Genomic DNA, 24,425 nt, shown 5'->3' on the forward strand with positions numbered 1-24,425 from the left:
CGGTTGCCAGACAAGCCGTAGTTCCTCGTTGCGGAACGGCATGGCGACATGCAGATGATGGAACGCACGCCAGGCCTTACACTGGCCACATGAAACCCCCTCCCAATCCGCTGCGATGCTGACCGAAGTCGCGCTCGTCCTCATCCTGGCCCTGTGCAACGGTTTCTTCGCGCTGTCGGAAATGGCGCTGGTCGCTGCGCGCAAGAGCCGTCTCAAGCAAATGGCGCGCAGCAGCCGTCGTGCCCAGATGGCACTGCGGCATGCGGAAGCTCCCGAACGGTTCCTGTCCACGGTCCAGGTAGGTATCACCCTGGTAATGCTGATTACCGGCTCGGTGGCCGGCGATGCGGTAGGCACCCATATCGCTGCCTCGCTGCGCATCCACAGTCTGGGCTGGCTGACGCCGTATGCCCATGTCATCGGCATCGTGCTGGGCTTCGTGCTGATCTCGTTCGTACAGATCGTGATCGGCGAACTGCTGCCCAAGCGCCTGGCCCTGACCGCACCCGAGCGCGTGTCCGGCTACGTGGCGATGCCGATGCTGGTGCTGTCGCGCACCACGGCGCCCTTCGTCTGGCTGCTCAATGCGTCCAGCAGCCTGCTGATGCGCCTGCTGCGCATCAGCGACAAGGGCCGTGACGCGATCACCGAAGAGGAAATCCGCCTACTGGTGGCCGAAAGCACGGAACAGGGCGTGCTGGACAGCGACGAACAGGCCATGGTCAACCGGGTGCTCCGCCTGGGCGACCGCAGCGTGGACAGCGTGATGACGCCACGCAAGCGCATCGCCTGGCTGGACATCGCCGCGTCACGCAGCGAGAACATCGAAGTGATGCGCGACACGCCGTATTCGCGCTACCCGGTCTACCGCGGCGACGAGAGCGACATCGTCGGCGTGGTGGAAGTAAAAAGCCTGCTCGGCGGCATGACCCAGGGTGCTCCCGAACTGTTCCGCACCCTGGCCAAGCCCCTGTACGTACCGGCCACCGCCCGCGCGCTGGACCTGCTGGAAGAGTTCCGCGACGCCGAAACGCCGATGGCCCTGGTGGTGGACGAATACGGCGACATCGAAGGACTGGTCACCCTGAACGACCTGCTCGCCGCCGTCGTGGGCGCCAGCCAGCTCGGCCATGGCAGTGGCGAAGAAAGCGCCCCCATCGTGACCCGCGCGGACGGCAGCTGGCTGGTCGACGGCAGCCTGTCGACCGACGACCTGCGCGAACTGCTGCATGTAGACCGGCTACCGGGCGAGGAAGAGCACGACTTCCACACTGCAGCGGGCATGATGATGACCGCACTCGGCCATATTCCGCAGGTGGGCGAAACCTACGAATGGCAGGGTATCCGCTTCGAGGTCATGGACCTGGATGGCGCACGCATCGACAAGCTGCTGGTCGTCCCCGCGCCGGCACACGAGGAAGGCGGCGACGAGGAAAGCGGCTGAGGCGTCGGCTCAGCGTATTCGCAGACTCGACCCGCCTCGCAGCAGCAGACCGGCATCCACGCCGCCAGCGCTCACCCCTCGCGCTGGTTCGCCAGCTGCGCCATCCGCTGCGCATCCGCCAGGATGCCATGCAGTACGCGCAGTTCGCGCTCGTCGGGCTGGGCCCGCTGGAACAGCTTGCGCAAGCGCAACATGATCGTCTCGGGGGAACGACCCTTGTGGAAGTCGATATCGTCCAGCGTATCGGCAAGATGCTGGTAGAACCGCTCCATCTGCGCCGCATCGGCCAGTGGCCGATCATGCTCGGGCGGAGCCTGGAGCGGCGCATCACCGAGCAGCGCCAGGCGCTGCTCGTAGGCCATCACCTGCACCGCCTGCGACAGGTTCAGCGAACTGAAATCGTCCACGCTGGGGATGCGCACCATGGCATGGCAACGGGCCAGTTCATCGTTCTCCAGGCCGGTCCGCTCATTGCCGAACACCAGCGCCACCTGCTCGCCTCGCCGTGCCGCCGCCAACGCCTGCGCGGCACCTTCGCGTGGCGTCAGCTCCGGCAGGTTGATGCCACGACGGCGTGCCGACAACCCCACTACAAAGGTGCAGCCCGCCAGTCCGTCGACCAGCTCCGCATGCACGCCGGCCGTCGACAGCACGTCGTCCGCGCCAGCCGCCAGCGCATCCGCCTCGCGGTCGGGGAAACGATGCGGCGAGACCAATTCCATGCGCGTAAAACCCATCGTGCGGATCGCCCTTGCCGCACTGCCGATATTGCCCGGGTGCGAGGTGCGCACCAGCACGAAGCGGAACAGGGAGACAGGATCGGCAGCAGGAGTCATGGGCATGGGTCGGCGCGAAACAGCCTGCAAGCATAGTCGATGCACAACGCCACCGCAGACAACCGCCGGGCAATGCCTGCCGGTCGACCCTCGCCTCTGCTAGAATCGCCGGCCGCAACCCGTTCTTTCGAAAGCCGAAGCCATGACCAGACCCGCCGTCACCATCGCGGTACGCGCCGCGCGCGCCGCAGGCAACGTGATCCTGCGCTACATGAACCGCATCGACGGCCTCAATGTCGTCGAGAAGCAGCGCATGGACTTCGCCTCCGAGGTCGACAGGCTGGCCGAGGCCGAAATCGTCAAGGAACTGCGCCGCGCCTACCCCGGCCACGCCATCCTCGCCGAGGAAGGTGGCGCCATCGGCAAGAACCCGCTGACCTGGGTCATCGATCCGCTCGACGGCACCCACAACTACCTGCGCGGCATCCCGCACTTCAGCGTGTCGATCGCCCTGCTGGATAAGGGCGTGCCGCAGTACGGCGCGGTGTTCGACCCCCTGCGCGACGAGCTTTACACCGCCAGCAAGGGCGATGGCGCCTACCTCAACGATCGCCGCATCCGCGTCAGCAAGCGCGACAACCTGGGCGGCGCGATGATCGCCACCGGCTTCCCCTACCGCCAGCGCGCCCACCTCGATGCCCAACTGGCGATGACCCGCGCGCTGCTCGGCCAGGCCGAGGACATCCGCCGTTCCGGCTCGGCCGCGCTGGACCTGGCCTATACCGCCGCCGGTCGTTACGACGGTTATTTCGAGATCGGCCTCAAGCCCTGGGACATGGCCGCCGGCGTGCTGCTGGTGCACGAGGCGGGCGGCCGCTACGGCGACTTCGCCGGCCGCGATGGTATTCCCGAGAGCGGCAACCTGATCGCCGGCAACCTGAACGTGGCCAAGGCCATGACCGACGTCATTGGCGCACACGCCACGCCGACGTTGCTCAGGGCCTGAGCTCACAAGTAGCGGCAAGGCTCCGCCGGGAAAGCGGCACGCATACGCCACGGTGCACGCGTGCCAGGTCGATATGCGGACTCAACCCGGTGACGCATCCATCTCGCGCAACAGCCCCCGCAGGAACGGCACCGTGATGCGTCGTTGCGCCGCCAGCGAGGCCTGGTCGAGCCGGTCCAGCAGATCGAGCAAGGCGCCCAGGTCGCGGGCATAGCGGGCAAACAGCCAGTCCAGCACCGTATCGTCCAGCTCGATGCCACGTGCCGCCGCCTGGTGCTTCAGCACATCGCGCCGCTCGGCATCGTCCAGCGGCTTGAGGGCGAATTGTGTGCATGCACCCAGGCGCGAGCGCAGGTCAGGCAGACCCAGCCCAAGCTGGAGCGGCGTCGCCTCGGCCGCGAACAGCAGCGCCGTGCCCTCTGCCTTCGCCCGGTTGTAGAGATCGAACAGCGCGTGCTCGGCCTCGCCGTCCCCCGCGATGGCGCCCAGGTCGTCCAGCGCCAGCAGATCGCTGCCGGCCACGCCGCGCAGGGCCATGGCGCGATCGACCAGCTTGGCCAACGGCAGATACTGCACAGTGCGCCCCAGCTCACCGGCCGCCTGGCAGGCCGCCATCAGCAGGTGGCTCTTGCCGCTGCCGGCAGGCCCATGCAGGTAGACCCATGGCGCCCCGGTCTCCCGCGCCAAGGCCTGCACGGCACCCAACGCAGCGGCATTGGTACCCGGGTGGAAATGTTCGAAGCGCTGGCGACGCGGCCAGCGCAGGGCAAGCGGAAGCTGCGGAATCATGGTGGCGTGCCGGCGTCCTTGGCGTCGGTTTTCAACTGTACGGCCGCGGTTTCCACGCTGCCGTCGCGGGTGGTGAGTATCACGTGCAGTTCGACTGGCACAGGGTCGTCGGGCCCGGCACCGGTATACAGGTCACTGCGGCGGTAGCGCTCGCTGAGGTAGCGCAGCAGCACCAGGATGACCGAGGCCGCAGGCAGCGCCAGCAAGATGCCCAGGAAACCGAACAGGTAACCGCCGGCCAGCACCGCGAAAATCACCGCCACCGGGTGCAGGCCGATCTTCTCGCCCACCAGGCGCGGCACCAGCACGTAACCTTCGAGCAGTTGGCCGACCATGAACACGCCCACCACCAGCAGCACATGCAGCCAGTCGCCGTGCAACACGAGCGCGGCGATGATAGCCGCCCCGAAACCTGTGATGAAACCGAGATAGGGCACAAAGCTGAGCAACCCGGCAACCATGCCGATCAACGGACCCACACTGATACCCACCAGGGTCAGCGATACGCCGTAATAGATACCCAGTGCCAGCATCACCAGCAGCTGACCGCGCACGAAGGCACCCAGCACCGCATCGGACTCGCGCGCCAGATGCGCCACGGTCGGTTCGACCGGACGCGGCAGCATGCCGTCGATCCAGCTCACCAGCCGGTCCCAGTCGCGCAGCAGGTAGAAGGCCACCACGGGAATCAGTACCAGGTTGGTCAGCCACATCACCGCACCCATGCCCGAGCGCGAGAGCTTGCCGAGCACGCTGCCGATGGAACCCAGGTGCTCCTTCACCGCCGCTATCAGGCGATCGCTGTCGAGCGCGTGCGGATCGAGGTGGAATGTGCGCCGCAACCACGGCAGCGCGGTGTCGTGTCCCCACGCCAAGTAGCGCGGCAAGTTCTGTACCAGGCTCTCGACTTGCCTGACGATCAACGGCACCAGCAGCAACAGCGCGCCGGCCGCCACGATCAGCAGCACGATGAACACGATGCTCACCGCCAGCGTGCGTCCGAGCCCCAGCTTTTCGAGGCGATCGGCCAGCGGGTCGCCCATGTAGGCAAGCATCGCGGCAATCGCAAACGGCATGATCACCGGCGCCAGCAGCCACATCAGCGCGATGATCACGGCCACGATCGCCATCATCTGCCAGCGCCGCGAGGCGTCACGCGAAATGTCTTGGTTCATGCGCGTCGATCCGTCGATGAGTAGGAGTCCCAGTGTCGCCGATGCTGCCCCTGGCTGTCAGCGCAGGCGGCGAGCCAGCCTCGCGCGGACCGACCAGCGCACCGCGTAATCCAGCCAGCTTGCGCCACACAACACCGCCACCGCCCAGCCCAACGGCGGCGATGGCAGCGAAAGCCAACCGGCCTGCAGGAAAAGCACATCGAGCAGGTAGAGGATCTGCATCACCGTGCAGACCTTGGAGAGCATGCTGGGCTGCGGCTGGATCGGGCCGACCAGCAAACGCCACAGCAGCGCACCGGCGGCAATCATCAGGTCGCGACCGCAGACCACCCAGGCCAGCCACAGCGGCGTGATATCCAGCCAGGCCAGCAGCACGAAACAGGTCACCAGCAGCAGCTTGTCCGCGCTGGCGTCGAGCATGCCGCCTAGCCGGCTGCGCCAGCCGTAATGGCGAGCAAGGAAGCCGTCCAGCCCGTCGGATGCGCCGGCAACCGCAATCAGGCAGAGCGCTGGAATCCAGCAACGTTGCAGCAACTGCCATGCAATCGGTGCAATCAGGACAATGCGCAGCAACGACACGGCATTGGGCAGATGTCGCCACGGCGACTGCGATGCCGGTTGCATCGCCTGCCTCATGCCATCAGTGCAGCCAGCGCAGGCTGACGTCCGCGCCCTGGTGCGGCGGCGCCTGCAACAGCTGGCCACCGGCCGCAAGATCGGCGGCCAGTGCCGGCAGCGCCAGGCTGCTCTTCACGTCCAGCAGGGCACCATCGTCCTGTGCACCCACGGTCACCACCTTGAGCACCGACGGATCGGCACGCAGCGCGGACAGCATGCCGGCATAGTCGCGTGCCGAGGTCAGTCCGGACACCCAGAAGGTTCCCTCGACCGTCGTGCTGCCGGCGATCACGTTGAGCTGCCGGCCGAGCCGGTCGGCCATGACATTGCCGGCGTCCGAGAGGATGGCACCAGTGCTGCCGGCCTGGTCCGCCCAGTGCTGTGCCTTGCCGCCGCTCAGCAGGGTCCAGTCCGCGCCCCCCTGGCGCAACTGGCCCAGCAGCACCAGACCGGTGTGGTAGGTCCCGGTGATGCTTGCCAGCGCCGACGGGTCGGCGGCGGCCAGCCTGGTCATGTCAGGCAAGGCGGCAGTGTTGTCCGCGTAGACCACGTTGTAGCCACGCTGCCCGGCTGCCGACGCCAGGGGCGCCAGCGCATCCTGGCCCAGCAGACTGCCACCGACGCCATGGACCAGCAGCAACACCGGCGGCTTCACCCCGGCGCTGCTGGCGCCCATCTGGGCGATGGCACGACGGATCGCACCGCTGTCGAACGTCGTCTGCAGCAGCAGGCCGGCCGAAGCACCGGTAGCGCGCTGATACTGGTATTGCTGCACCATGCCGGGCGCATTCTTCAGCGCATCGCTGTAACCCGGGTTGCTGCGCAGGTCCTGCCCCCCCGAAACCCGTGCCAGCACCTGTGCCAGCGCGGTGGAAAAGGCCTGGTCGCGCTGTGCTTCGCTGGTGTCCGAAACCGGCACCACCACCGTGTAGGGCGAGGTGGACTGGGCGAATGCACGCAACGGCGACAACGCGGCGAAGCCAAGCAGCAGGAAAGCAATCAGCGGACGCGACAGGCGCATGATGGGGCGAACCTTGGGGGAAACTCGGGGAAAGTCTGCCCAATCCGGCCCTCAACGTCTATCATTATGCGTTTTCCACGGCCGGTTTCCGCCATGTCCGACGCCCTCACCTACCGCGACGCCGGAGTCGATATCGACGCCGGTAATGCCCTGGTCGAACGCATCAAGCCACTCGTCAAGCGCACCTTCCGCCCCGAAGTCATGGGAGGACTGGGCGGCTTCGGCGGCCTGTTCGCCCTGGGCAACAAGTACCGCGAGCCGGTACTGGTCTCCGGCACCGACGGCGTGGGCACCAAGCTCAAGCTGGCGCAGACACTGAACCGCCACGACACCATCGGCATCGACTTGGTCGGCATGTGCGTGAACGACGTGCTGGTGCAGGGTGCCGAGCCGTTGTTCTTCCTCGACTATTTCGCCACCGGCAAACTGGACGTAGACACCGCAGCAGCTGTGGTCGGCGGCATCGCCAAGGGCTGCGAACTGGCCGGCTGTGCATTGATCGGCGGTGAAACAGCCGAAATGCCCGACATGTACCCGCCTGGCGAATACGACCTGGCCGGCTTCACCGTGGGCGCGGTGGAGAAGGATGGCATGCTCACCGGCGCTTTGATCGCCGCCGGCGACGTGATCCTGGGCGTGGCTTCGAGCGGCCCGCACTCGAACGGCTATTCACTGATCCGGCGCATCCTCGAACGCGCCGGCAGCCCGCTGGCCCTCGACCTCGACGGCACCCGGCTGGTGGACGCGCTGATGGCGCCCACCACCATCTACGTGAAGCCGATGCTGGAGCTGCTGGTCAACCAGGGCCCCGCCATCCACGGCATGGCCCACATCACCGGCGGCGGCCTCAAGGAAAACATCATCCGCGTGGTCCCCGACGACCTGGGCCTGGCGCTGGACGCCTCGGCGATCAAGCTGCCGCTGGTGTTCGACTGGCTGATGCGCGAAGGCAACGTGGCGCGTGAGGAAATGTGGCGCACCTTCAACTGCGGCGTCGGTTTCACCGTGATCCTGCCCGAGAGCGCCGTTAATGCCGCCAAGGCACTGCTGGCCAAGCACGGCCTGGAAAGCGCCGTGATCGGTGTCGTGGAAGCCGCTACGGACGGCGAACGCGTGCGGATCGGTTGATCCGCAGCTTTCGCCCAGCCGTCGACACGCCACGCCATGACACAAGCCCTGAAGATCGCCGTGCTCGCCTCCGGCCGCGGCAGCAACCTTGCCGCGCTGATCGAGGCGCATGCGGCCGGCCAGTTGCCGGTCGAGTTCACCCTGGTCGCCAGCGACAAGGCGGATGCCGGTGCGCTGCAATTGGCTGAAACGGCGAGGATTCCGACACTCGCACTGTTGCCGCGCAACTACGCGGACCGCGCCAGCTATGACCGCGAGCTGTTTGCCCGCATTGCCGCCAGCGGCGCCGAACTGCTGGTGCTGGCCGGTTTCATGCGCATCATCGATGGCACGGTACTGGCACCCTGGGCCGGCCGGATCATCAACATCCACCCATCGCTGCTGCCGAAATACCGCGGCCTGCATACGCACCGCCGCGCACTGGAGGCCGGCGATGCCGAGCACGGTGCGAGTGTGCATTTCGTCACCGCCGAACTGGATGGCGGCCCGGTGATCGCACAGGCAAAACTGCCGGTGCTGCCGGACGACGACGAACACACGCTGGCCTCGCGACTGCTGCCGCTGGAGCACCGCCTGCTGCCAGCGGTGACCGGCTTGATCGCCAGCCATAGGCTCAGCCTGGGTGCAAATGGCATCGAGCTCGACCGGCAGCTGCTGGCGCAGCCATTGCTGCTCGGCGAAGACACGCTGGCCGCCTGAACGCGGCATGGTCGCCATGCCGCGTTCAGGCACGGCCGGTAGACTCTGACCGCATGTCGACCTTCCAGCGTCACCTCACCCTCGCCGCCGGCTTCGCACTGGCTTTTGCCGGCACTGCCGCCCATGCCGCCACCCCGCCGCAGGCGTTCACCGCGACCTATCAGGTACTGAGCGACGGCAACCCGATCGGGCAGGCCACGATCAGCCTCAAGCCGGTCGGCAATGGCGACTATGCCTACAGCAACGAGATGAAGGGCACCTCGGGCTTCGCCGCGATGATCGGTGCCAGCTCCAGCGAAGCCAGCCGCTTCCGCTGGAGCCACGACGCCGCGGAAGCGCTCACCTACGACTACCGCATGGATACCGCCTTCAAGCAGATCCACCGGCACATGCAGGTGGACTGGAACAGGCATACCGTGCAGGTCACCGAGAACCGCAGGCATTTCAGATATGCCCCGGCCCCCGGCATGGTCGACCGCAACATCCTGCCGCTGGCCATTGGGCTGGCCCTGCAGGATGGTGGACGTAGTGTGTCGCTCCCGGTCGGCGTGAGGCAGCGCGTGGAGCGGCAGACGTACCAGGTGAAGGGTAACGCCGCCGTGCAGGTGCCGGCCGGCCACTTCCAGGCCGAACGCGTCGAGCGCAGCGACTCGAGCAATGCCTTCGCCGCGTGGTACGTGCCGTCGAAATACCCGATGCCGGTGAAACTTGCGCAGAAGGGCGGTGGCGACCTGACCCTGCAGCTGGTGAGCTTTCGCCGCCCCTGATCCGCATTTACGGACCGGCAGACCGATCATCCACGGCAGCTTCGCTGCACAGGAACAGCCCGACGCGTGACCATCCGCGCAACCCGGGCGTCGCAGATAGAGGACCGGATGGTGCCGGCGCAAGGCGCCGGCTGACACTCAGGTCGGCAGGCGCCGGATCTTCGCGCCCAGGGCACCGAGCTTCTCTTCGATATTCTCGTAACCGCGGTCGATGTGATACACGCGGTCCACTGTGGTATCGCCCTGCGCCACCAGGCCGGCCAGCACCAGACACGCGCTGGCACGCAGGTCGGTGGCCATGATCGGCGCGCCACTCATGTGCTGCACACCCTGGATGATCGCGGCATTGCCTTCCAGACGGATGTCGGCACCCAGCCGCTGCAGTTCGTGGGCATGCATGAAGCGGTTCTCGAATACCGTCTCGGTGATGATGCCCACGCCCTCGGCCACGCAGTTGAGCGCGGTGAACTGCGCCTGCATGTCGGTGGGAAAGGCCGGGTACGGCGCCGTGGTGATGTTCACCGCCTTGGGCCGGCGGCCATTCATGTCCAGCTCGATCCAGTTGTCGCCGGTGTTCACATGCGCACCGGCATCTTCCAGCTTGGCCAGCACAGCGTCCATGGTGTTGGCGCGGGTGCCACGGGCACGCACCTTGCCGCCGGTCATCGCCGCGCCGACCAGGAACGTGCCGGTTTCGATACGGTCGGGCAGCACTTCGTATTCCGCGCCGTGCAGGCGCTCGACACCGTGGATGGTCATGGTGGAGGTGCCGGCACCTTCGATCTGCGCACCCATCGCGATCAGGCAGTTGGCCAGATCGACCACTTCCGGCTCCTGCGCGGCGTTCTCGATCACCGAGGTGCCGGAAGCCAGCACCGCCGCCATCATCACGTTCTCGGTACCGGTCACGGTGACCATGTCCATCGAGATTCGGGCGCCCTTCAGGCGGCTGGCCTTGGCCTTGATGTAGCCGTTTTCGACCACGATGTCGGCGCCCAGCGCCTGCAGGCCGCGTATATGCTGGTCGACCGGGCGCGAACCGATCTGGCAGCCGCCGGGCAGCGAGACTTCAGCCTGCCCGAACCGTGCCACCAGCGGACCCAGCACCAGAATGGAGGCCCGCATGGTCTTCACCAGTTCATACGGCGCGAAGCAGCGGTCGGTGGAACGCGGATCCACATGGATCTTCATGCGGTCGTCCAGCACCAGCTGCACGCCCATCTGGCCCAGCAGCTCCATCGTGGTGGTGACGTCGTGCAGGTGGGGCACATTGCTGATCGTGACCGGCTCGTCGGCCAGCAGACAGGCTGCGAGAATGGGCAGCACGGCATTCTTGGCGCCGGAGATACCGACCTCGCCGTGAAGCGGCTCGCCGCCACTGATCAGAATCTTGGCCATCGAAAGTCCTTCCAGAAAATGGTTTGAACCGGAGTAGCGCGGCAGCCGTCAACGGCGCGCGGCGGCTTCCCCGGGAGTCAGCGTCTTGAGTGCCAGTGCATGGATCGCCCCACCCATCAGCTCGCCCAGCGTGGCATAGACCAGCCGGTGCCGCGCCAACGGCAATTTGCCGGCGAACTGCTCGGCCACCACTTCCGCCTCGAAATGCACGCCGTCATCGCCCTGCACGCTAGCGCGCGCGCCGGGCAGGCCGTTTTCGATCATTGCCTGGATGGTGGCTGCGTCCATGGTGGTGTATCCGTTACGGGTGATCCTGAACGCCGGCCCCAGGATTGGCGACCATCGGCGTCGGGCATCACGATAGAATGCGAATATGCCATGTTAATGGAAATCAGCGGCCGCAGAAACGACAGGTTTCCCGGTTCTGCCCCCTGCCCCGCACCGCCCGTCAATCTCCGAGAACGCATGAACGTACCCGCAGCCACCGCCCGCAGCACGCCCATGGACGCCGACGAACTGGTGCGCAGCGCCCGCACGGTCATCGCCACCGAGGCGGCCGCGATCCGTGCACTGGAATCGCGCATCGGTCCCGAATTCGTCGAAGCCTGCCGACTGATCCTGGGTTGCCAGGGCCGGCTGGTGGTCACCGGCATGGGCAAGTCCGGCCATGTCGGACGCAAGATCGCCGCCACGCTGGCCTCGACCGGCACGCCATCGTTCTACGTCCACCCGGGCGAGGCGAGCCACGGCGACCTGGGCATGATCCTGCCCCAGGACGTGGTGCTGGCGCTGTCCAACTCCGGCGAGACCGACGAGGTGCTGTTCATCCTGCCGATGATCAAGCGCCAGGGTATTCCGCTGATCGCGATCACCGGCAACCCCGACTCCTCGCTGGCCGGACAGGCCGACGTGCACCTCGATGCCGGCATTTCCGCCGAGGCCTGCCCGCTGGGGCTGGCGCCCACGGCCAGCACCACCGCGGCCCTGGTGATGGGCGACGCGCTCGCCATCGCCCTGCTTGATGCTCGCGGCTTCACTTCCGACGATTTCGCCCGCTCGCACCCGGCCGGCAGCCTGGGGCGCCGGCTGCTCCTGCATATCGGCGACGTGATGCATACCGGCGACGGCATTCCCACGGTGGGGCCGGATGCCAGCCTGACCGAAGCGCTGGTGGAAATGACCCGCAAGCACCTGGGCATGACCGCTGTGATCGACGCCGAGCGCCGGCTGCTCGGGGTGTTCACCGACGGCGACCTGCGCCGCGCACTGGACGACGACGGCGTGGACCTGCGCAATGCCAGCGTGGCCGAGCTGATGACACGCAAGCCCAAGGCGATCGGCGCCGACAAGCTGGCGATCGAGGCAGCCCAGCTGATGGAAAAGCACCAGATCCATGCCCTGCTGGTGGTGGACGACACACAGCGCGTGGTGGGTGCGCTGAACATCCACGACCTGCTGCGCGCCCGGGTGGTCTGAGCGCATGCCGAACTACCTCGCCGACCTGCCCGCCCCCCTGCTCACCCGTGCTGCCGGCATCCGCCTGGCCGCCTTCGACGTGGACGGCACCCTTACCGATGGCCGGCTGTACTACGACGAAAGCGGGCATGAGACCAAGGTATTCCACGTGCACGACGGCCTTGGCCTGAAGCGGCTGCAGGCGAATGGCGTGCAGGTCGCCTTCATCACCGCCCGGATCAGCCACCCGGTAGCCCTGCGCGCCGAGGAACTGGACATCGCACATGTCTACCAGGGGCAAGGCGACAAGCGCACCTGCCTGCTGCAGCTGCTGGAAGCACTGAAGCTCACACCCGAGCAGGCGGCCTTCGTCGGCGACGACCTGCCCGACCTTCCGCCCATGCACATCGCCGGTCTGGCGGTGGCCGTGGCCAATGCGCACCCGTGGGTCGCCGAAGCCGCGCACTGGCAGACCCGGCTTGCGGGCGGCAACGGTGCCGTGCGCGAAGTCTGCGATCTGATCCTGCATGCGCAGGGCAAACTGGCCGCCGAACGGGATCGCTGGAAGTGAGCCATCTCTTCAGTCGTGTGCGCGAATACCTGCGCGACCGCAAGCTGGCCACCGGCATCACCGTGCTTGCCCTGGCCGCCGGCACGTTGCAAGCCGTGTTCTGGTGGATCGCACCCACACCCAGTACCAACGACTTCGTCGGCCCGCCCCGCTCGGGCTACACCCTCAGCAATTTCCGCATGTGGTCGTACGACCCGCAGGGCCGGCTCGGCTTCACCATGCGTGCGCCGCGGCTGGATCGCCGCGAGGGCGACGACTCGCTGTACATCACCTCGCCCCGGTTCACCCTGGCTGCGAAGCAACCCGGCGTACCCGACTGGCAGGGCAACTCGCTCTACGGCTGGGTCAACCACGCCGGCACCCTGCTCAAGCTGCAGGGCCCGGTGCACATGTACCGGCCCGCCTACGGCGACGCGCTGCCCGCCACCCTGGACACCTCCGACGTCACTGCCTGGCCCAAGGAGAACCGCATGGAAACCGCGGCGCCGGCACAGATGACCCAGGGCGCCAGTAGAATGAGCGGCGTCGGCATGCGCGCCGAACTTACCGATAACCATCTGGAGCTTCTCCATGACGTCCACGGCACCTTCGTCCCGCACCCGCGGCCTGCTGCGTCTCGGCGCGCTGGCGCTGGGTCTGCTCATCCTGCAGCCAGCCCTCGCACGGAAGGATGACCGCCAGAAACCGATGAACGTCGAGAATGCACAGCGTTTCGACGGCAAGTACGCACCCAACAGCACGGCCACCTTCTACGGCAACGTCATCATCACGCAGGGCACGATGAAGGTCACCGGCGACAAGGCGGTGGTGCACTTCGATGCCGACCAGAACGTCGACCATGTGCTGATCACCGGTACGCCGGCACACATCCAGGAAATGGATGACAGCGGCAACCTGATGCTCGGCCACGCCAACCAGCTGGACTACGACAACGACACCGGCATCGCCGTGCTCACTGGCCACGCTTTCATCCAGCAGAAGGGCCGCGGCGAAGCACACGGCGACAAGCTCACCTACAACACCCAGACCAGCGAGATGACCGGCGTCAGCGGCACCGACGGCCGCGTGCACATGACCTTCATACCCAAGCCCAAGCCTGCGACCGGCAAGACCGCGTCCAAGCCCGTCGTACCCGCCAGCGCCAGCTCCGCGTCCAACCCGAAGGGACAGCACTGACCCATGCTCTCCGCTGAAGGCCTGCAGAAACGCTTCCGCTCGCGCCAGGTCGTGCGCGATTTCGGATTTTCCATCCGCCAGGGCGAAGTGGTGGGCCTGCTTGGCCCCAACGGCGCCGGCAAGACCACCTGTTTCTACATGGTGGTCGGCCTGATCGAAGCCGATGGCGGCAGCATCCGCCTCGACAAGCAGGACATCACCGGACTGCCGATGCACGCCCGCGCCAAGCTGGGCATCGGCTACCTGCCGCAGGAAGCCTCGGTGTTCCGCCGGCTCAGCGTGGCCGACAACATCCTGGCCGTGCTGGAGCTGCGTGACGGACTCAACGCCCGGCAGCGGGCCGCCGAACTGGAAAGTCTGCTCGACGAGCTGAAAATCGGCCATATCGCCGACCAGAAGGGCGTCAGCCTGTCCGGCGGCGAGCGACGCCGGGTCGAGATCGCCCGCGCGCTGGCCGCACAGCCACGCTACATGCTTCTGGACGAACCCTTCGCCGGCGTGGACCCGATCTCGGTCGGCGAAATCCAGCGCATCGTGCGGCACCTGAAGGAACGTGGTATCGGCGTCCTGATCACCGACCACAACGTGCGCGAAACCCTGGGCATCTGCGATCGCGCCTACATCCTGAACGAGGGCGAGGTGCTCTCGCGCGGCACGCCGGCCCACATCCTGGCCGACGAGAAGGTGCGCGAGGTGTATCTGGGACGCGAATTCAAGCTCTGAAAAACCACACCAGGCCCCTTTCCGTGCACCCCGTCAGACCAGCCAGCGCGGGAACGGAGGGGGCCGCGCAGCTGCGCCGCTAGCAAAATACCGGCCAAGGCTATGGTCGCCTCCGTGGCGAGGGGTTAGGATGACAGCGAGTTCATCCCGACCGGCGGACATGAAACCCGGACTGCAGTTTCGTCTCAATCAGCAGCTTGCCCTGACGCCCCAGTTGCAACAGGCGATCCGTCTGCTGCAACTGTCGCAACTCGAGCTTGAGGCCGAACTGCGCCAGATCGCCGAGAGCAACCCCTTGCTGGAGTTCGCCGAGGACGCCGAGCCCGGCGCCGAAGACGAGCACGAAGGCGAGGATGCCTATACCTCCAACACCGCCGAAGTTGCCGCCGACAACGATCCCGCCGACATCCCGGAATGGACTGAGGGCGACGTCAACAGCGAACAGCCGATCGACTTTTCCGCCAGCCATACCGGCAGCAGCAGCGGATCACGCGATGACGATGGGCTTGAACCGCAGAACGCGGCCCCGGAAACCCTGCAGGAACACCTGCAGTGGCAGCTCAATCTGAGCTCGCTGGATACCCGCCAGAAAACCATTGCCACGGTACTGATCGACGCGCTCAACAACGACGGCTACCTCACCGAGGGGCTCGATGCCATCCTCGCGGCCCTGCCGGCTCACCTCGGTGCCAGCCTGGAGGACGTCGAGTCGGTGCGACGGCAACTGCAGCGCTTCGATCCCGCGGGTGTCGGCAGCCTAGACCTGCGCGACTGCCTGCGCGCCCAGCTGGAACAGTTCGACGAAGCCACCCCGCATCGCGAACTGGCCCTGAGCATTGTCGACGGCGAACTGGACCTGCTGGCCCGCAACGACCTGGCCCGCCTGGCCCGCAAGCTACGCGTGGACGAAGAGGACGCGGCCGGCGCCGCCATGCTGATCCGCAGTCTCGATCCACGCCCCGGCGCGGCGCTGGACACCACTCCGGTGGAATACATCGCGCCGGACGTCTATGCACGCAAGGCCGGCAGTCGCTGGCAGGTCAGTCTGAATCCCGACAGCCAGCCCAAACTCGGCCTCAACCAACACTACTGCAGCCTGATCGCCCAGGCGCGTGGCAATGACGCCAGTTGGATGCGTGGCCAGTTGCAGGAGGCGCGCTGGCTGCTGAAAAGCCTGGAGTCCCGTGCCGAGACGCTGATCAAGGTGGCCGATGCCATCGTGCGCCGGCAGAGCGCCTTCCTCGACTACGGTCCCGAGGCCATGCACCCGCTGGTGCTGCGCGAAGTCGCCGAGGAAGTCGGCATGCACGAATCCACCATCTCGCGCGTGACCACCCGCAAGTACATCCATACCCCGCGCGGCACCTTCGAGCTGAAGCATTTCTTTTCCAGCGGCGTATCCACCGAGGATGGCGGCAGCGCCTCGGCCACCGCCATCCAGGCGATGCTGCGCAAGCTGGTGGATGCCGAAGACCCGCGCAAACCGCTCTCGGACCAGGCCCTGGCCGTGGAGCTGCGCAACAAGGGCATCCAGGTCGCACGTCGCACCGTCGCCAAGTACAGGGAGGCATTGCGTATTCCAAGTTCCAACGAACGTCAGCGCGCCAGTTGAACCGGCTTGTCGATGGAGGGGAACTTGCCCGGCCGGTCCGGCGTCCCAATATCAGGAAACAATGGTTACCGAATGCACTGCCATGACGGTGCATCGACCCACGCCGCCACGGCGGCAAACCACAGGAGGCGCACCATGCAATTCCAACTCAGTGGCCAGCAGATCGAAGTCACCCCGGCCCTCCGCGACCATGTGACCGCCAAGCTCGACCGGTTGACCCGTCTCGACGATCGTCTGGTAAGCCTCACTATCGTGCTCTCCCTGGACAAACTGCAGCAACGCGCCGAAGGCACGCTCGCCGCCAGTGGCGCCACCCTCCACGCCGAAGCAGCCGAGGCCGACATGTACGCCTCGATCGACACGCTGTTCGACAAGCTGGTAAGCCAGCTGCGCCGTCACCGCGAAAAGATCTGCGACAAGCATCAGCGTGAAGTCCGCCAGGAACGCCAGTACGGCTGAACCTGAGCGCAGGCCCGCCACGTCATCCCGATGTGGCGGGCCTTCCCCGCAATTCCGAATGGCACCCCGGCACCTCCATTCAGGGCTGTCCGGCAGGCCTGATCGTACTCGTCGCCTGACCCCGCGCGACATGTCCTGAACACACCCGAACCGCCAAGCTGGCACAATGCCTTCTGCGATCGCCCCTGCGGGCGCTCACGAAAGGAAAACCGCTTGGACCGGCTGACTGCCCGACAACTCTTCGATGGTGTGCACGAGCGCATGTCCCTGCGCTGGGTCGCCGGCATGCGCGGCGAATCACGCGCGCTCGATCCCGGCGCCACCCAGACCCGGCGCCCTTCGCTGATCGGCTACCTGAACGTGATCTACCCGAACAAGGTACAGATCATCGGCAGCGAGGAACTGCGCTACCTCGACAGCCTGGACTCGCGCCAGCGCTGGGAGGCCATCCACAAGATCGCCGCCACCGAGCCGGTCGCGCTCATCGTCACCCGCGACCAGCCGATCCCCTCCGACCTGCGCGAAGTGGCCGAGGAAACCGACACGCCACTGTGGCTCAGCTCGAAGCGCGGCCATGAGCTGCTTACCTGGCTGCAGTACCACCTGGCCCGCACGCTGGCTCCGCGCACCACCCTGCACGGCGTTTTCCTGGAAGTGTTTTCCATCGGCGTGCTGATCACCGGCGAGGCCGGTTCCGGCAAGAGCGAGCTGGCACTGGAGCTGATCAGTCGCGGCCATCGCCTGGTGGCAGACGACGCCCCCGAATTCACCCTGATCGCCCCCGACGTGATCGACGGCACCTGCCCCGAGCTGCTACAGGACCTGCTTGAAGTCCGCGGCCTCGGCGTGCTGAACGTGCGCGAGATGTTCGGCCACACGGCCGTCAAGCCGTCCAAATACCTGCGCCTGATCATCCACCTGAAGCCACTGCGCGAAGGCGAGGAGATCGACGCGATGACCCGGCTCACCGGCGACATCGGGCACCGCGAGGTGTTCGAGGTACCGATCCCCATGATCACCCTCCCCGTGGCGCCGGGCCGCAACCTTTCCGTGCTGGTCGAAGCCGCCGTGCGCAGCCACATGCTGAAGAGCAAGGGCATCGACCCGGCGCAGACCTTCATCGACCGCCAGGCGCACCAGATGCGCCGCCTTCCCCCGTGGTGACCCATGAGTGAACGCGACCTGCCAACGGCTGCCCGTGTGGCCGACCCTGACGCCCGCCGCCTGATCGTGCTGACCGGCATGTCCGGCGGCGGCAAGACCGTGGCGCTGCGCGCCCTGGAAGACCTGGAATTTTACTGCGTCGACAACCTGCCGTCGGCCCTGCTGCCGCAACTGGTGGAGGCCACCGGACGCGACGGCAGCGACCGCAACCGGATCGCCGTAGGTGTCGACGTGCGCAACCGCAGCGAGGATTTCCAGCATCTGCCCAAAGTGCTCGCCGAGCTTGCCGGCAAGGGTGTTCAGGTCCACCTGATCTTCATCGACTGCAGCGACACGGTGCTGATCAAGCGCTACTCGGAAACCCGTCGGCGTCACCCGCTGGCACAGCGCGGGGTGTCGCTGGCCGACGCCATCGTCGAAGAACGCCGCCTGCTGCGCCCGCTGATGGCGATTGCCGACAAGGTGATCGACTCCAGCGACCTGAACGTGCACCAGTTGCGACGGCTGATCGCCACCGGCTACGCACAGGCCACCGAAGGCCTCACCGTGATGTTCCAGTCGTTCGCGTTCAAGCGTGGCCTGCCGCTGGACTCTGACTTCGTGTTCGACGCCCGCTGCCTGCCCAACCCCCACTGGAAGCCCGAGCTCCGCCCGCTCTCGGGCAAGGACGGCCCGGTGCGCGCATTCCTCGAAGCCCAGACGGTCGTGGGCGAGTACCTGTCCGACACCCAGCGCTGGCTGGAGGCCTGGCTGCCGCGCTTCGAGCAGGACGACCGCAGCTACGTCACCGTCTCCGTCGGCTGCACCGGCGGACGCCACCGGTCCGTGTATCTGGTGGAGCAGTTGGCCGCCCACTTCCGTGCCAGCCGCGAGAGCGTGCTGACCTTTCACCGGGAGCTCGCATGACCCGCTCCAGCCCAACCCGGCAGGTGTGCACATGAGCGTCGGCGTGCTGCTGATGACCCACGAATCGGTGGGGCAGGCCCTGGTCTCCGCGGCACGGCACGTCATGCCGACGCTGCCGCTGCGGGTGGCCACCGTGGAAGTGCCCGCGCACTCCGACCTGGATGCGATGCGCGACCTGACCGCCCACCATGCACACGAACTGGACCAGGGTGACGGCGTGCTGGTGCTGGCGGACCTGTACGGCGCCACACCGTGCAACATCGGCCTCTCGCTCGGATCGCTCGGTGTGCGGTTACGCTGTGTCTCGGGCCTGAACCTGCCGATGCTGCTGCGCGTGCTCAACTATGCGGACAAGCCGCTGGACGAGCTGGCTGAAATCGCCGCTACCGGCGGCCGTGGAGGAATCTTCATCGATCATGCATGAGAAAGAGATTGTCGTTTCCAACCGGCTCGGCCTGCATGCACGCGCCTCGGCCAAGCTGGTGCAGCTGGTGCAGGGGTTCAAATCCACGGTTTGGCTGATCAGCAAGGGACGCGAGGTCAACGCACAGAGCATCATGGGCGTCATGATGCTGGCGGCCAGCATCGGCACGCCGCTGACCGTGCGTGCCGATGGGCCGGACGAGGAATCCGCACTGGATGCGGTTGTCGCACTGTTCGACCGCAAATTCGACGAGGGAGGCTGAATGGAGAAGGGACAGGGCTGCATGCCACGTGATACCGACACGGCGACGCATCACCGCGCAGTCGCCGCGCGCCCTGCCCGTCCCCGTTCAACTGCAGCCTGCGCAGGCTGCCGCGCATGAGACAGATACTCGCAGGCACCGTCGCCTCGCGTGGCATGGCCTTGGGCCGCGCCCGCCTGGTGCAGCCCAGTCGCTACGCGGTCGACAACCGGCCGCTGGCAGAAGACGAAATCGGCAGCGAACTGGAGCGCCTGCACAGCGCCCTCGATACCGCACGGCTGGAGCTGCGCGAACTGCGCGGCAAGCTGCACGGTGCGCTGGCGCGCGAAGTGAACGAATTCATCGACGCGCACAGCCTGCTGCTGGACGACCCGGAACTGCTGCGCGGTCTCGACGACCTGGTGAAGATCGGCCACTACCGCCCGGGCGCCGCGCTGAAGAAGCAGCGCGACAAGCTCGCCGCCGTATTCGAGGCCATGGACGACCCCTACCTGCGCAGCCGCAAGGAAGACATCGACCAGGTCATCGCCCGTGTGATCTCCGCCCTGCAGCGCCAGACCAGCGCCGAGGAACGCAAGCTGGCTGCCCGCGTGGGCGAGATCCTGATCGCCGACAGCATCGCGCCGGCGGACATGGCGCACCAGGCCGGCAACGGTCTGCTCGGCGTGGTGGGCAGCTCCGGCAGTGCCTATTCGCACAGCGCGATCCTGGCTCGCAGCCTGGGCCTGCCGATGCTGGTGGGCACCCGCGATGCGCTGTCCAGCATCCATGACGACGACCTGCTGCTGCTCGACGCCGAGCACGGCGAGGCCATCGTCCACCCCACCGCGCAGGATCTGGCGCGCTACCGCGCCTGGCAGCGCGAGTCCGTCGCCGAAGGTCGCCGGCTCGCCACCCTGGCCAACGCGCCGACACGCACACGCGACGGCCGCGACATCCACCTGCTCGCCAATGCCGAATCCACCACCGACGTGGCGCTGGCGCGGGCGCGCGGAGCCGACGGGGTGGGCCTGTACCGCACCGAATTCCTGTTCCTGCGTCGCAAGAGCCTGCCTTCCGAGGACGAGCAGTTCATCGCCTACCGCGACCTGGTGATCGGCATGGGCGGCCTGCCCGTGACCATCCGCACGCTGGACCTGGGCGCGGACAAGGCCGACGCATCCGGACTGGCCCTGCGCGGCGAGGACAACCCCGCGCTCGGGGTCCGCGGCGTGCGCCTTTCGCTGCGTTACCCGGCGGTGTTCACCACCCAGATCCGCGCGATCCTGCGCGCGGCCTGCTACGGACCGGTGCGCGTGCTGGTACCGATGGTCACCCAGCCGGACGAACTGATCGCGGTCCGCACCCTGTTCAAGCTGGCGCGGACGGAACTGGAACGCGAGCACGTGGATCTGCCCGAGAAGCTGCCGCTGGGCGCGATGATCGAGGTGCCGGCGGCCGCGCTCAATGTGCGCGCCCTGCTCGACCACGCCGACTTCCTGGCCATCGGCACCAACGACCTGGCCCAGTACGTGCTCGCCGCGGATCGCGGCAACGACGCGCTGGACAACATCTACAACCCGCTGCAGCCGGCATTGCTGCGGCTGATCGCCTACGTCATCACCAGCGGCCGGCGGGCCGGACGGCCGGTCAGCCTGTGCGGAGAGATCGGCGGCGACACCCGCTTCACCGCACTGCTGCTTGCGCTGGGCCTGACCGAGTTCAGCATGCATCCCAGCCAGTTGCTGCTGGTGCGCGACCGGCTGGCGGGACTCGACCGCTCGGCACTGCGCAAGGCGGCCATCTCGCTGACCCGCGCCGCCACCCACGAAGACGTCGAAACGCTGCTGGCCCACATGGACCCGGGCTTCGGCCCCGTCGCATCGGGCTGAAACCAGCGCCGACGGTTTCGTGCCTGATTGCCGCATCGGCGCCGCCCGGACACGTCCTGCGTGAATCACAGGTGCGCGGCTAGGGCTTCTTCACTGCCCCGCTGCCCGCCGCATGCGGGGTGTCCTGGATGCTTTCCAGAAACCCGTCGAGCACCGCACCGCGGTATTTCTCCTTGTGCAGGATCAGGTAAAGCTTGCGGCGCAAGTCGAGGAATGGCGTGCGCAATACCCGCAACCGGCCGGTCGCCACGGCATCGGCCACCGCCACTTCGGGCAGGCAGGCAATGCCGAGGCCAGCGGTGACGGCCTGCTTGATCGCTTCGATCTGGTCCAGTTCCAGCACGGTCTCGCCCGGTGGTAACTGGGTCAGCATGTGCTCGCTGGTGGTACGGGTCGCCGAACCGTGTTCCCGCAGCACCCAGCGCGCCCCGGCGAAATCTCCGGGCTTGAGCGCGCGCTTGCGCACCAGAGGGTGATCGGGGGATGCACAGACGACCAGCGCGTCGTCGCGCCAAGGCCGCGTCTCGAGCAGCGGGTGGGTCACCGGCCCTTCCACGCAGCCGATGTCCAGGCTGTGGTCCAGCATCGCGGTCGCGATGCCGTCCGTATTGGCCACCCGCAGGCGCACCGCGACCTGCGGATGACTGCGCACGAAGCCGCCGAGCAACTCGCCCACGAGATAGTTGCCCACGGTATTGCTGGCACCGATACGCAGCTCGCCGACCAGTGCTTCCGCATCGCCCCGCCCCCGCCGGCCGAACTCGGCATAGCGTTCGAGCAGTTCCTGCGCCAACGGCAGCAGTTCCCGCCCCCGCCCGTTCAGGCGAAGGCGGCCACGCTCGCGCGCGAACACCGGCATGCCCAGCTGCCGCTCCATTTCGGCCAGTGCCATGCTGGCCGCCGGCTGCGTGAGGTGCAGCCGATCGGCCGCCGCGCGCACACTGCCCAGCAAGGCGACCTGCACGAAGACATCGAGCTGGCGGGGACTAATGTTGATCATCAGTACATCTTATACAACAAATTAGATATTCCAAGTTTTACTGATAAGAAGCAGCAGGGACAATAGCCGCTCCCTCACCCACCCCATCCGTCTCCATGAGCGCCACACCCATCGCAAGCGTCACACGTCCCTCCCTGCTCAGCCGCGCGCCCGGCATGCTGCTTGCCCTCGGCATTGCCCTGGTCGCCTGGTGGCTTGGCCGCCGGCTGCCGCTGATCGGTGGCCCGGTGTTCGGCATCGTACTGGGCATCCTGGTGCGCAACCTGTTCTCGCCCGGCGTCCAGTTCACGCCGGGCATCCAGTTCGGCGGCAAGCAGGTGCTGCAGTGGTCGATCATCGCGCTGGGCTTCGGCCTGAGCCTGACCCAGGTGGCCAAGACCGGCCTGGAGTCGCTGTCGGTGACACTGGTGACGATGACGGTGGCCTTCGTCAGCGCGCTGCTGCTCGGCCGTCTGCTGAAGGTGCATGGCAAGCTGCAGATCCTGATCGGCGTGGGTACCGCGATCTGCGGTGGCTCGGCGATCGCCGCGGTGACGCCGATCATCGAGCCCGACGAGCACGACACCGCGTTCGCGATCTCCACCATCTTCCTGTTCAACCTGGTCGCGGTGCTGCTGTTTCCCTTGCTTGGCCACCTGATGCACCTGTCCGACCTCGGTTTCGGCCTGTGGGCGGGCACCGCGATCAACGACACCTCGTCGGTGGTGGCCGCCGGCTACAGCTACAGCCATGCCGCAGGCGACTTCGCCACCATCGTCAAGCTGACCCGCGCCACGCTGATCATCCCGGTGTGCCTGATCCTGGCCTTCGCGACCGCCTGGCGCGCCAAGCGCGCGGCACGTCACTCCGACGAACCGGTGAATTTCAGCCTGCGCCGCATCTTCCCCTGGTTCATTCTGTGGTTCCTGGTGGCCTCCGGGCTGCGCACGATGGGCTACGTCCCGGTGGTGGCACTGCCGGCGATCCGCTTCGCGGCGGAATTCATGATCATCGTCGCGCTGACCGCGATCGGCCTGTCGGCCAACCTGCGCAAGATGGCGTCCACCGGCCCCCGGCCGATCCTGCTGGGACTGGGCGTGTGGGCGGCGGTCTCGATCAGCAGCCTGCTGGTGCAGCTGGTGATCGGACAGCTGTAAATACCGGACGCGCCGGGCCTGCCGCATGGGCCGGTCCGGCGTGAACCATCCGGATCAGTGGAATCAGGATCAATGAAATCAGGATCGGGGCATCAGGATCAGGGGACGGGTTTGCCCTGTTCGGCGAGGGTCAGTGCCACCTTGTCGCGCAGGTAGACCGGCAGCGCCTGTTCCGGGGACACGGCCCGGCCGGCCTGGAATTCGCGCACGGCCAGCTCAGCCACATGACGTGCCTGCGGATAGCGGTCGCCTTCGGCCGAGACCAGCGCCCCGGTAAGCCGTCCGCGCAGGATCTGTGCATAGGTCGCCCAACCGCTGCCCACCACGTGCCAGGAGCCTGCTTCGGGCAACTCGAGCAGGTCGGCCGTGCCGACGCGCTCGGCATCGAGCGGAACCAGTACGCCCGCCTCGCGGCGGTAGCTGGCGGCATAGATTTCGCCCATCCGGGCATCGATCACCGCCAGGATCGCCGCATCGTCGTCCGGCGCCTCCAGCGCCAGTGCGGCCAGCGAGGACACCGTCACCACCGGCAGGTCCAGCGCCAGCGCCATGCCCTGCGCCAGCGACACCGCCAGCCGCACCCCGGTGAATGCACCGGGGCCACGCCCCACGGCAATACCGTCCAGCGCATGCCGACCCAGGCCCGCCTCGGCCAGCAGCGCGTCCGCCATCGGCAACACGCGCTCGGCATGCTTGCGCGGGGCGATTTCGCTGCGCTCGATCACCATGTCGCCATGCACCAGCGCGACGGAACAGGATTCGGTAGCAGTTTCGATCGCGAGCAGATTCATCCACGCATTCTCGCATCGGTGCCCTGCACATGACAGTACGGCGGCCCGGAGCAG

Annotated in this window: 27 protein-coding genes; 18 read left to right on the forward strand and 9 right to left on the reverse strand. The window is 66.9% G+C overall.

Going from position 1 to position 24,425, the window contains the following annotated elements; all coding sequences use genetic code 11:
* Window positions 1–115: 115 nt before the first annotated feature.
* A complete protein-coding gene (locus tag RA164_RS12060; protein ID WP_329741092.1) occupies window positions 116–1,444 on the forward strand; it encodes a hemolysin family protein in 1,329 nt (442 codons plus the stop codon).
* A gap of 71 nt (window positions 1,445–1,515) precedes the next feature.
* On the opposite strand, the gene RA164_RS12065 is transcribed toward RA164_RS12060, so the two are convergent.
* Entirely contained in the window at window positions 1,516–2,286 is a 771-nt protein-coding gene (locus tag RA164_RS12065; RefSeq protein WP_412731029.1) for an RNA methyltransferase, read from the reverse strand.
* Between the two features lie 136 nt (window positions 2,287–2,422).
* Here RA164_RS12065 and RA164_RS12070 point away from each other — a divergent pair, with 136 nt between their 5' ends.
* On the forward strand, window positions 2,423–3,226 hold the full coding sequence (locus tag RA164_RS12070; RefSeq protein ID WP_329741094.1) for an inositol monophosphatase family protein: 804 nt from the start codon (window positions 2,423–2,425) through the stop codon (window positions 3,224–3,226).
* A gap of 81 nt (window positions 3,227–3,307) precedes the next feature.
* On the opposite strand, the gene hda is transcribed toward RA164_RS12070, so the two are convergent.
* Genes hda through RA164_RS12090 form a run of 4 tightly spaced genes read right to left on the reverse strand, consistent with a single transcriptional unit; the run spans window position 3,308 to window position 6,829 of the window.
* A complete protein-coding gene (gene hda, locus RA164_RS12075; protein ID WP_329741095.1) occupies window positions 3,308–4,015 on the reverse strand; it encodes a DnaA regulatory inactivator Hda in 708 nt (235 codons plus the stop codon).
* Window positions 4,012–5,190 (reverse strand): AI-2E family transporter, encoded by a 1,179-nt coding sequence (locus tag RA164_RS12080; protein WP_329741096.1) that lies wholly within the window; start codon window positions 5,188–5,190, stop codon window positions 4,012–4,014. The genes hda and RA164_RS12080 overlap by 4 nt, the downstream gene beginning before the upstream one ends.
* A 57-nt stretch (window positions 5,191–5,247) precedes the next feature.
* Window positions 5,248–5,814: a CDP-alcohol phosphatidyltransferase family protein gene (locus RA164_RS12085; RefSeq protein WP_329741097.1), complete on the reverse strand. Its 567-nt coding sequence runs from the start codon at window positions 5,812–5,814 to the stop codon at window positions 5,248–5,250.
* A gap of 16 nt (window positions 5,815–5,830) precedes the next feature.
* Window positions 5,831–6,829: a DUF2066 domain-containing protein gene (locus tag RA164_RS12090; protein ID WP_329741098.1), complete on the reverse strand. Its 999-nt coding sequence runs from the start codon at window positions 6,827–6,829 to the stop codon at window positions 5,831–5,833.
* 93 nt (window positions 6,830–6,922) lie between these two features.
* Here RA164_RS12090 and purM point away from each other — a divergent pair, with 93 nt between their 5' ends.
* Genes purM through RA164_RS12105 form a run of 3 tightly spaced genes read left to right on the forward strand, consistent with a single transcriptional unit; the run spans window position 6,923 to window position 9,423 of the window.
* Window positions 6,923–7,957, forward strand: coding sequence for a phosphoribosylformylglycinamidine cyclo-ligase (purM, locus tag RA164_RS12095; protein WP_329741099.1), 1,035 nt, complete (start codon window positions 6,923–6,925; stop codon window positions 7,955–7,957).
* A 36-nt stretch (window positions 7,958–7,993) separates the two neighbouring features.
* Window positions 7,994–8,656 carry a phosphoribosylglycinamide formyltransferase gene (purN, locus tag RA164_RS12100; RefSeq protein WP_329741100.1) on the forward strand — a complete coding sequence of 221 codons (663 nt, stop codon included), beginning with the start codon at window positions 7,994–7,996 and terminating at the stop codon, window positions 8,654–8,656.
* A gap of 53 nt (window positions 8,657–8,709) precedes the next feature.
* Window positions 8,710–9,423: a DUF3108 domain-containing protein gene (locus RA164_RS12105; protein ID WP_329741101.1), complete on the forward strand. Its 714-nt coding sequence runs from the start codon at window positions 8,710–8,712 to the stop codon at window positions 9,421–9,423.
* A gap of 138 nt (window positions 9,424–9,561) precedes the next feature.
* On the opposite strand, the gene murA is transcribed toward RA164_RS12105, so the two are convergent.
* Both murA and RA164_RS12115 read right to left on the reverse strand, forming a co-directional pair.
* Complete coding sequence (gene murA / locus RA164_RS12110) at window positions 9,562–10,821, reverse strand: UDP-N-acetylglucosamine 1-carboxyvinyltransferase (RefSeq protein WP_329741102.1); 1,260 nt, start codon at window positions 10,819–10,821, stop codon at window positions 9,562–9,564.
* 48 nt (window positions 10,822–10,869) lie between these two features.
* A complete protein-coding gene (locus RA164_RS12115; RefSeq protein WP_329741103.1) occupies window positions 10,870–11,109 on the reverse strand; it encodes a BolA family protein in 240 nt (79 codons plus the stop codon).
* A 177-nt stretch (window positions 11,110–11,286) separates the two neighbouring features.
* Here RA164_RS12115 and RA164_RS12120 point away from each other — a divergent pair, with 177 nt between their 5' ends.
* The 12 genes from RA164_RS12120 to ptsP all read left to right on the forward strand — a co-directional run bounded on the left by RA164_RS12120 (window position 11,287) and on the right by ptsP (window position 21,444).
* Window positions 11,287–12,297, forward strand: coding sequence for a KpsF/GutQ family sugar-phosphate isomerase (locus RA164_RS12120; protein ID WP_329741104.1), 1,011 nt, complete (start codon window positions 11,287–11,289; stop codon window positions 12,295–12,297).
* A 4-nt stretch (window positions 12,298–12,301) separates the two neighbouring features.
* Window positions 12,302–12,847 carry a KdsC family phosphatase gene (locus RA164_RS12125; RefSeq protein WP_329741105.1) on the forward strand — a complete coding sequence of 182 codons (546 nt, stop codon included), beginning with the start codon at window positions 12,302–12,304 and terminating at the stop codon, window positions 12,845–12,847.
* A complete protein-coding gene (lptC, locus tag RA164_RS12130; protein ID WP_329741106.1) occupies window positions 12,844–13,521 on the forward strand; it encodes an LPS export ABC transporter periplasmic protein LptC in 678 nt (225 codons plus the stop codon). Before RA164_RS12125 ends, lptC begins: the two co-directional genes overlap by 4 nt.
* Window positions 13,522–13,534: 13 nt before the next feature.
* Window positions 13,535–14,023: a lipopolysaccharide transport periplasmic protein LptA gene (lptA, locus tag RA164_RS12135; protein ID WP_329741107.1), complete on the forward strand. Its 489-nt coding sequence runs from the start codon at window positions 13,535–13,537 to the stop codon at window positions 14,021–14,023.
* 3 nt (window positions 14,024–14,026) lie between these two features.
* Window positions 14,027–14,746 carry an LPS export ABC transporter ATP-binding protein gene (lptB, locus tag RA164_RS12140; RefSeq protein ID WP_329741108.1) on the forward strand — a complete coding sequence of 240 codons (720 nt, stop codon included), beginning with the start codon at window positions 14,027–14,029 and terminating at the stop codon, window positions 14,744–14,746.
* Between the two features lie 160 nt (window positions 14,747–14,906).
* Window positions 14,907–16,358 carry an RNA polymerase factor sigma-54 gene (locus RA164_RS12145; RefSeq protein ID WP_329741109.1) on the forward strand — a complete coding sequence of 484 codons (1,452 nt, stop codon included), beginning with the start codon at window positions 14,907–14,909 and terminating at the stop codon, window positions 16,356–16,358.
* Window positions 16,359–16,493: 135 nt separating this feature from the next.
* Complete coding sequence (gene hpf / locus RA164_RS12150) at window positions 16,494–16,817, forward strand: ribosome hibernation-promoting factor, HPF/YfiA family (protein WP_329741110.1); 324 nt, start codon at window positions 16,494–16,496, stop codon at window positions 16,815–16,817.
* A 261-nt stretch (window positions 16,818–17,078) separates the two neighbouring features.
* Window positions 17,079–17,981, forward strand: coding sequence for an HPr(Ser) kinase/phosphatase (gene hprK, locus RA164_RS12155; protein WP_412731105.1), 903 nt, complete (start codon window positions 17,079–17,081; stop codon window positions 17,979–17,981).
* A 3-nt stretch (window positions 17,982–17,984) separates the two neighbouring features.
* Complete coding sequence (gene rapZ / locus RA164_RS12160; protein WP_329741112.1) at window positions 17,985–18,887, forward strand: RNase adapter RapZ; 903 nt, start codon at window positions 17,985–17,987, stop codon at window positions 18,885–18,887.
* Window positions 18,888–18,918: 31 nt separating this feature from the next.
* Window positions 18,919–19,311: a PTS sugar transporter subunit IIA gene (locus RA164_RS12165; RefSeq protein WP_329741113.1), complete on the forward strand. Its 393-nt coding sequence runs from the start codon at window positions 18,919–18,921 to the stop codon at window positions 19,309–19,311.
* A complete protein-coding gene (locus RA164_RS12170; protein ID WP_329741114.1) occupies window positions 19,304–19,573 on the forward strand; it encodes an HPr family phosphocarrier protein in 270 nt (89 codons plus the stop codon). The genes RA164_RS12165 and RA164_RS12170 overlap by 8 nt, the downstream gene beginning before the upstream one ends.
* 116 nt (window positions 19,574–19,689) lie before the next feature.
* Window positions 19,690–21,444: a phosphoenolpyruvate--protein phosphotransferase gene (gene ptsP, locus RA164_RS12175; protein ID WP_329741115.1), complete on the forward strand. Its 1,755-nt coding sequence runs from the start codon at window positions 19,690–19,692 to the stop codon at window positions 21,442–21,444.
* A 79-nt stretch (window positions 21,445–21,523) separates the two neighbouring features.
* Here the strand turns inward: ptsP and RA164_RS12180 are convergent, their stop codons facing one another.
* Window positions 21,524–22,444, reverse strand: coding sequence for a LysR substrate-binding domain-containing protein (locus tag RA164_RS12180; protein ID WP_329741116.1), 921 nt, complete (start codon window positions 22,442–22,444; stop codon window positions 21,524–21,526).
* A 206-nt stretch (window positions 22,445–22,650) separates the two neighbouring features.
* Between RA164_RS12180 and RA164_RS12185 the strand changes: the two genes are divergently transcribed.
* Window positions 22,651–23,580: a YeiH family protein gene (locus tag RA164_RS12185; RefSeq protein ID WP_412731106.1), complete on the forward strand. Its 930-nt coding sequence runs from the start codon at window positions 22,651–22,653 to the stop codon at window positions 23,578–23,580.
* Window positions 23,581–23,678: 98 nt separating this feature from the next.
* On the opposite strand, the gene tsaB is transcribed toward RA164_RS12185, so the two are convergent.
* A complete protein-coding gene (gene tsaB, locus RA164_RS12190; protein WP_329741118.1) occupies window positions 23,679–24,371 on the reverse strand; it encodes a tRNA (adenosine(37)-N6)-threonylcarbamoyltransferase complex dimerization subunit type 1 TsaB in 693 nt (230 codons plus the stop codon).
* Between the last annotated feature and the right edge of the window lie 54 nt (window positions 24,372–24,425).

The organism is Dyella sp. A6 (genome assembly GCF_036320485.1).
GTDB classification, from domain to species: Bacteria; Pseudomonadota; Gammaproteobacteria; order Xanthomonadales; family Rhodanobacteraceae; genus Rhodanobacter_A; species Rhodanobacter_A aluminiiresistens.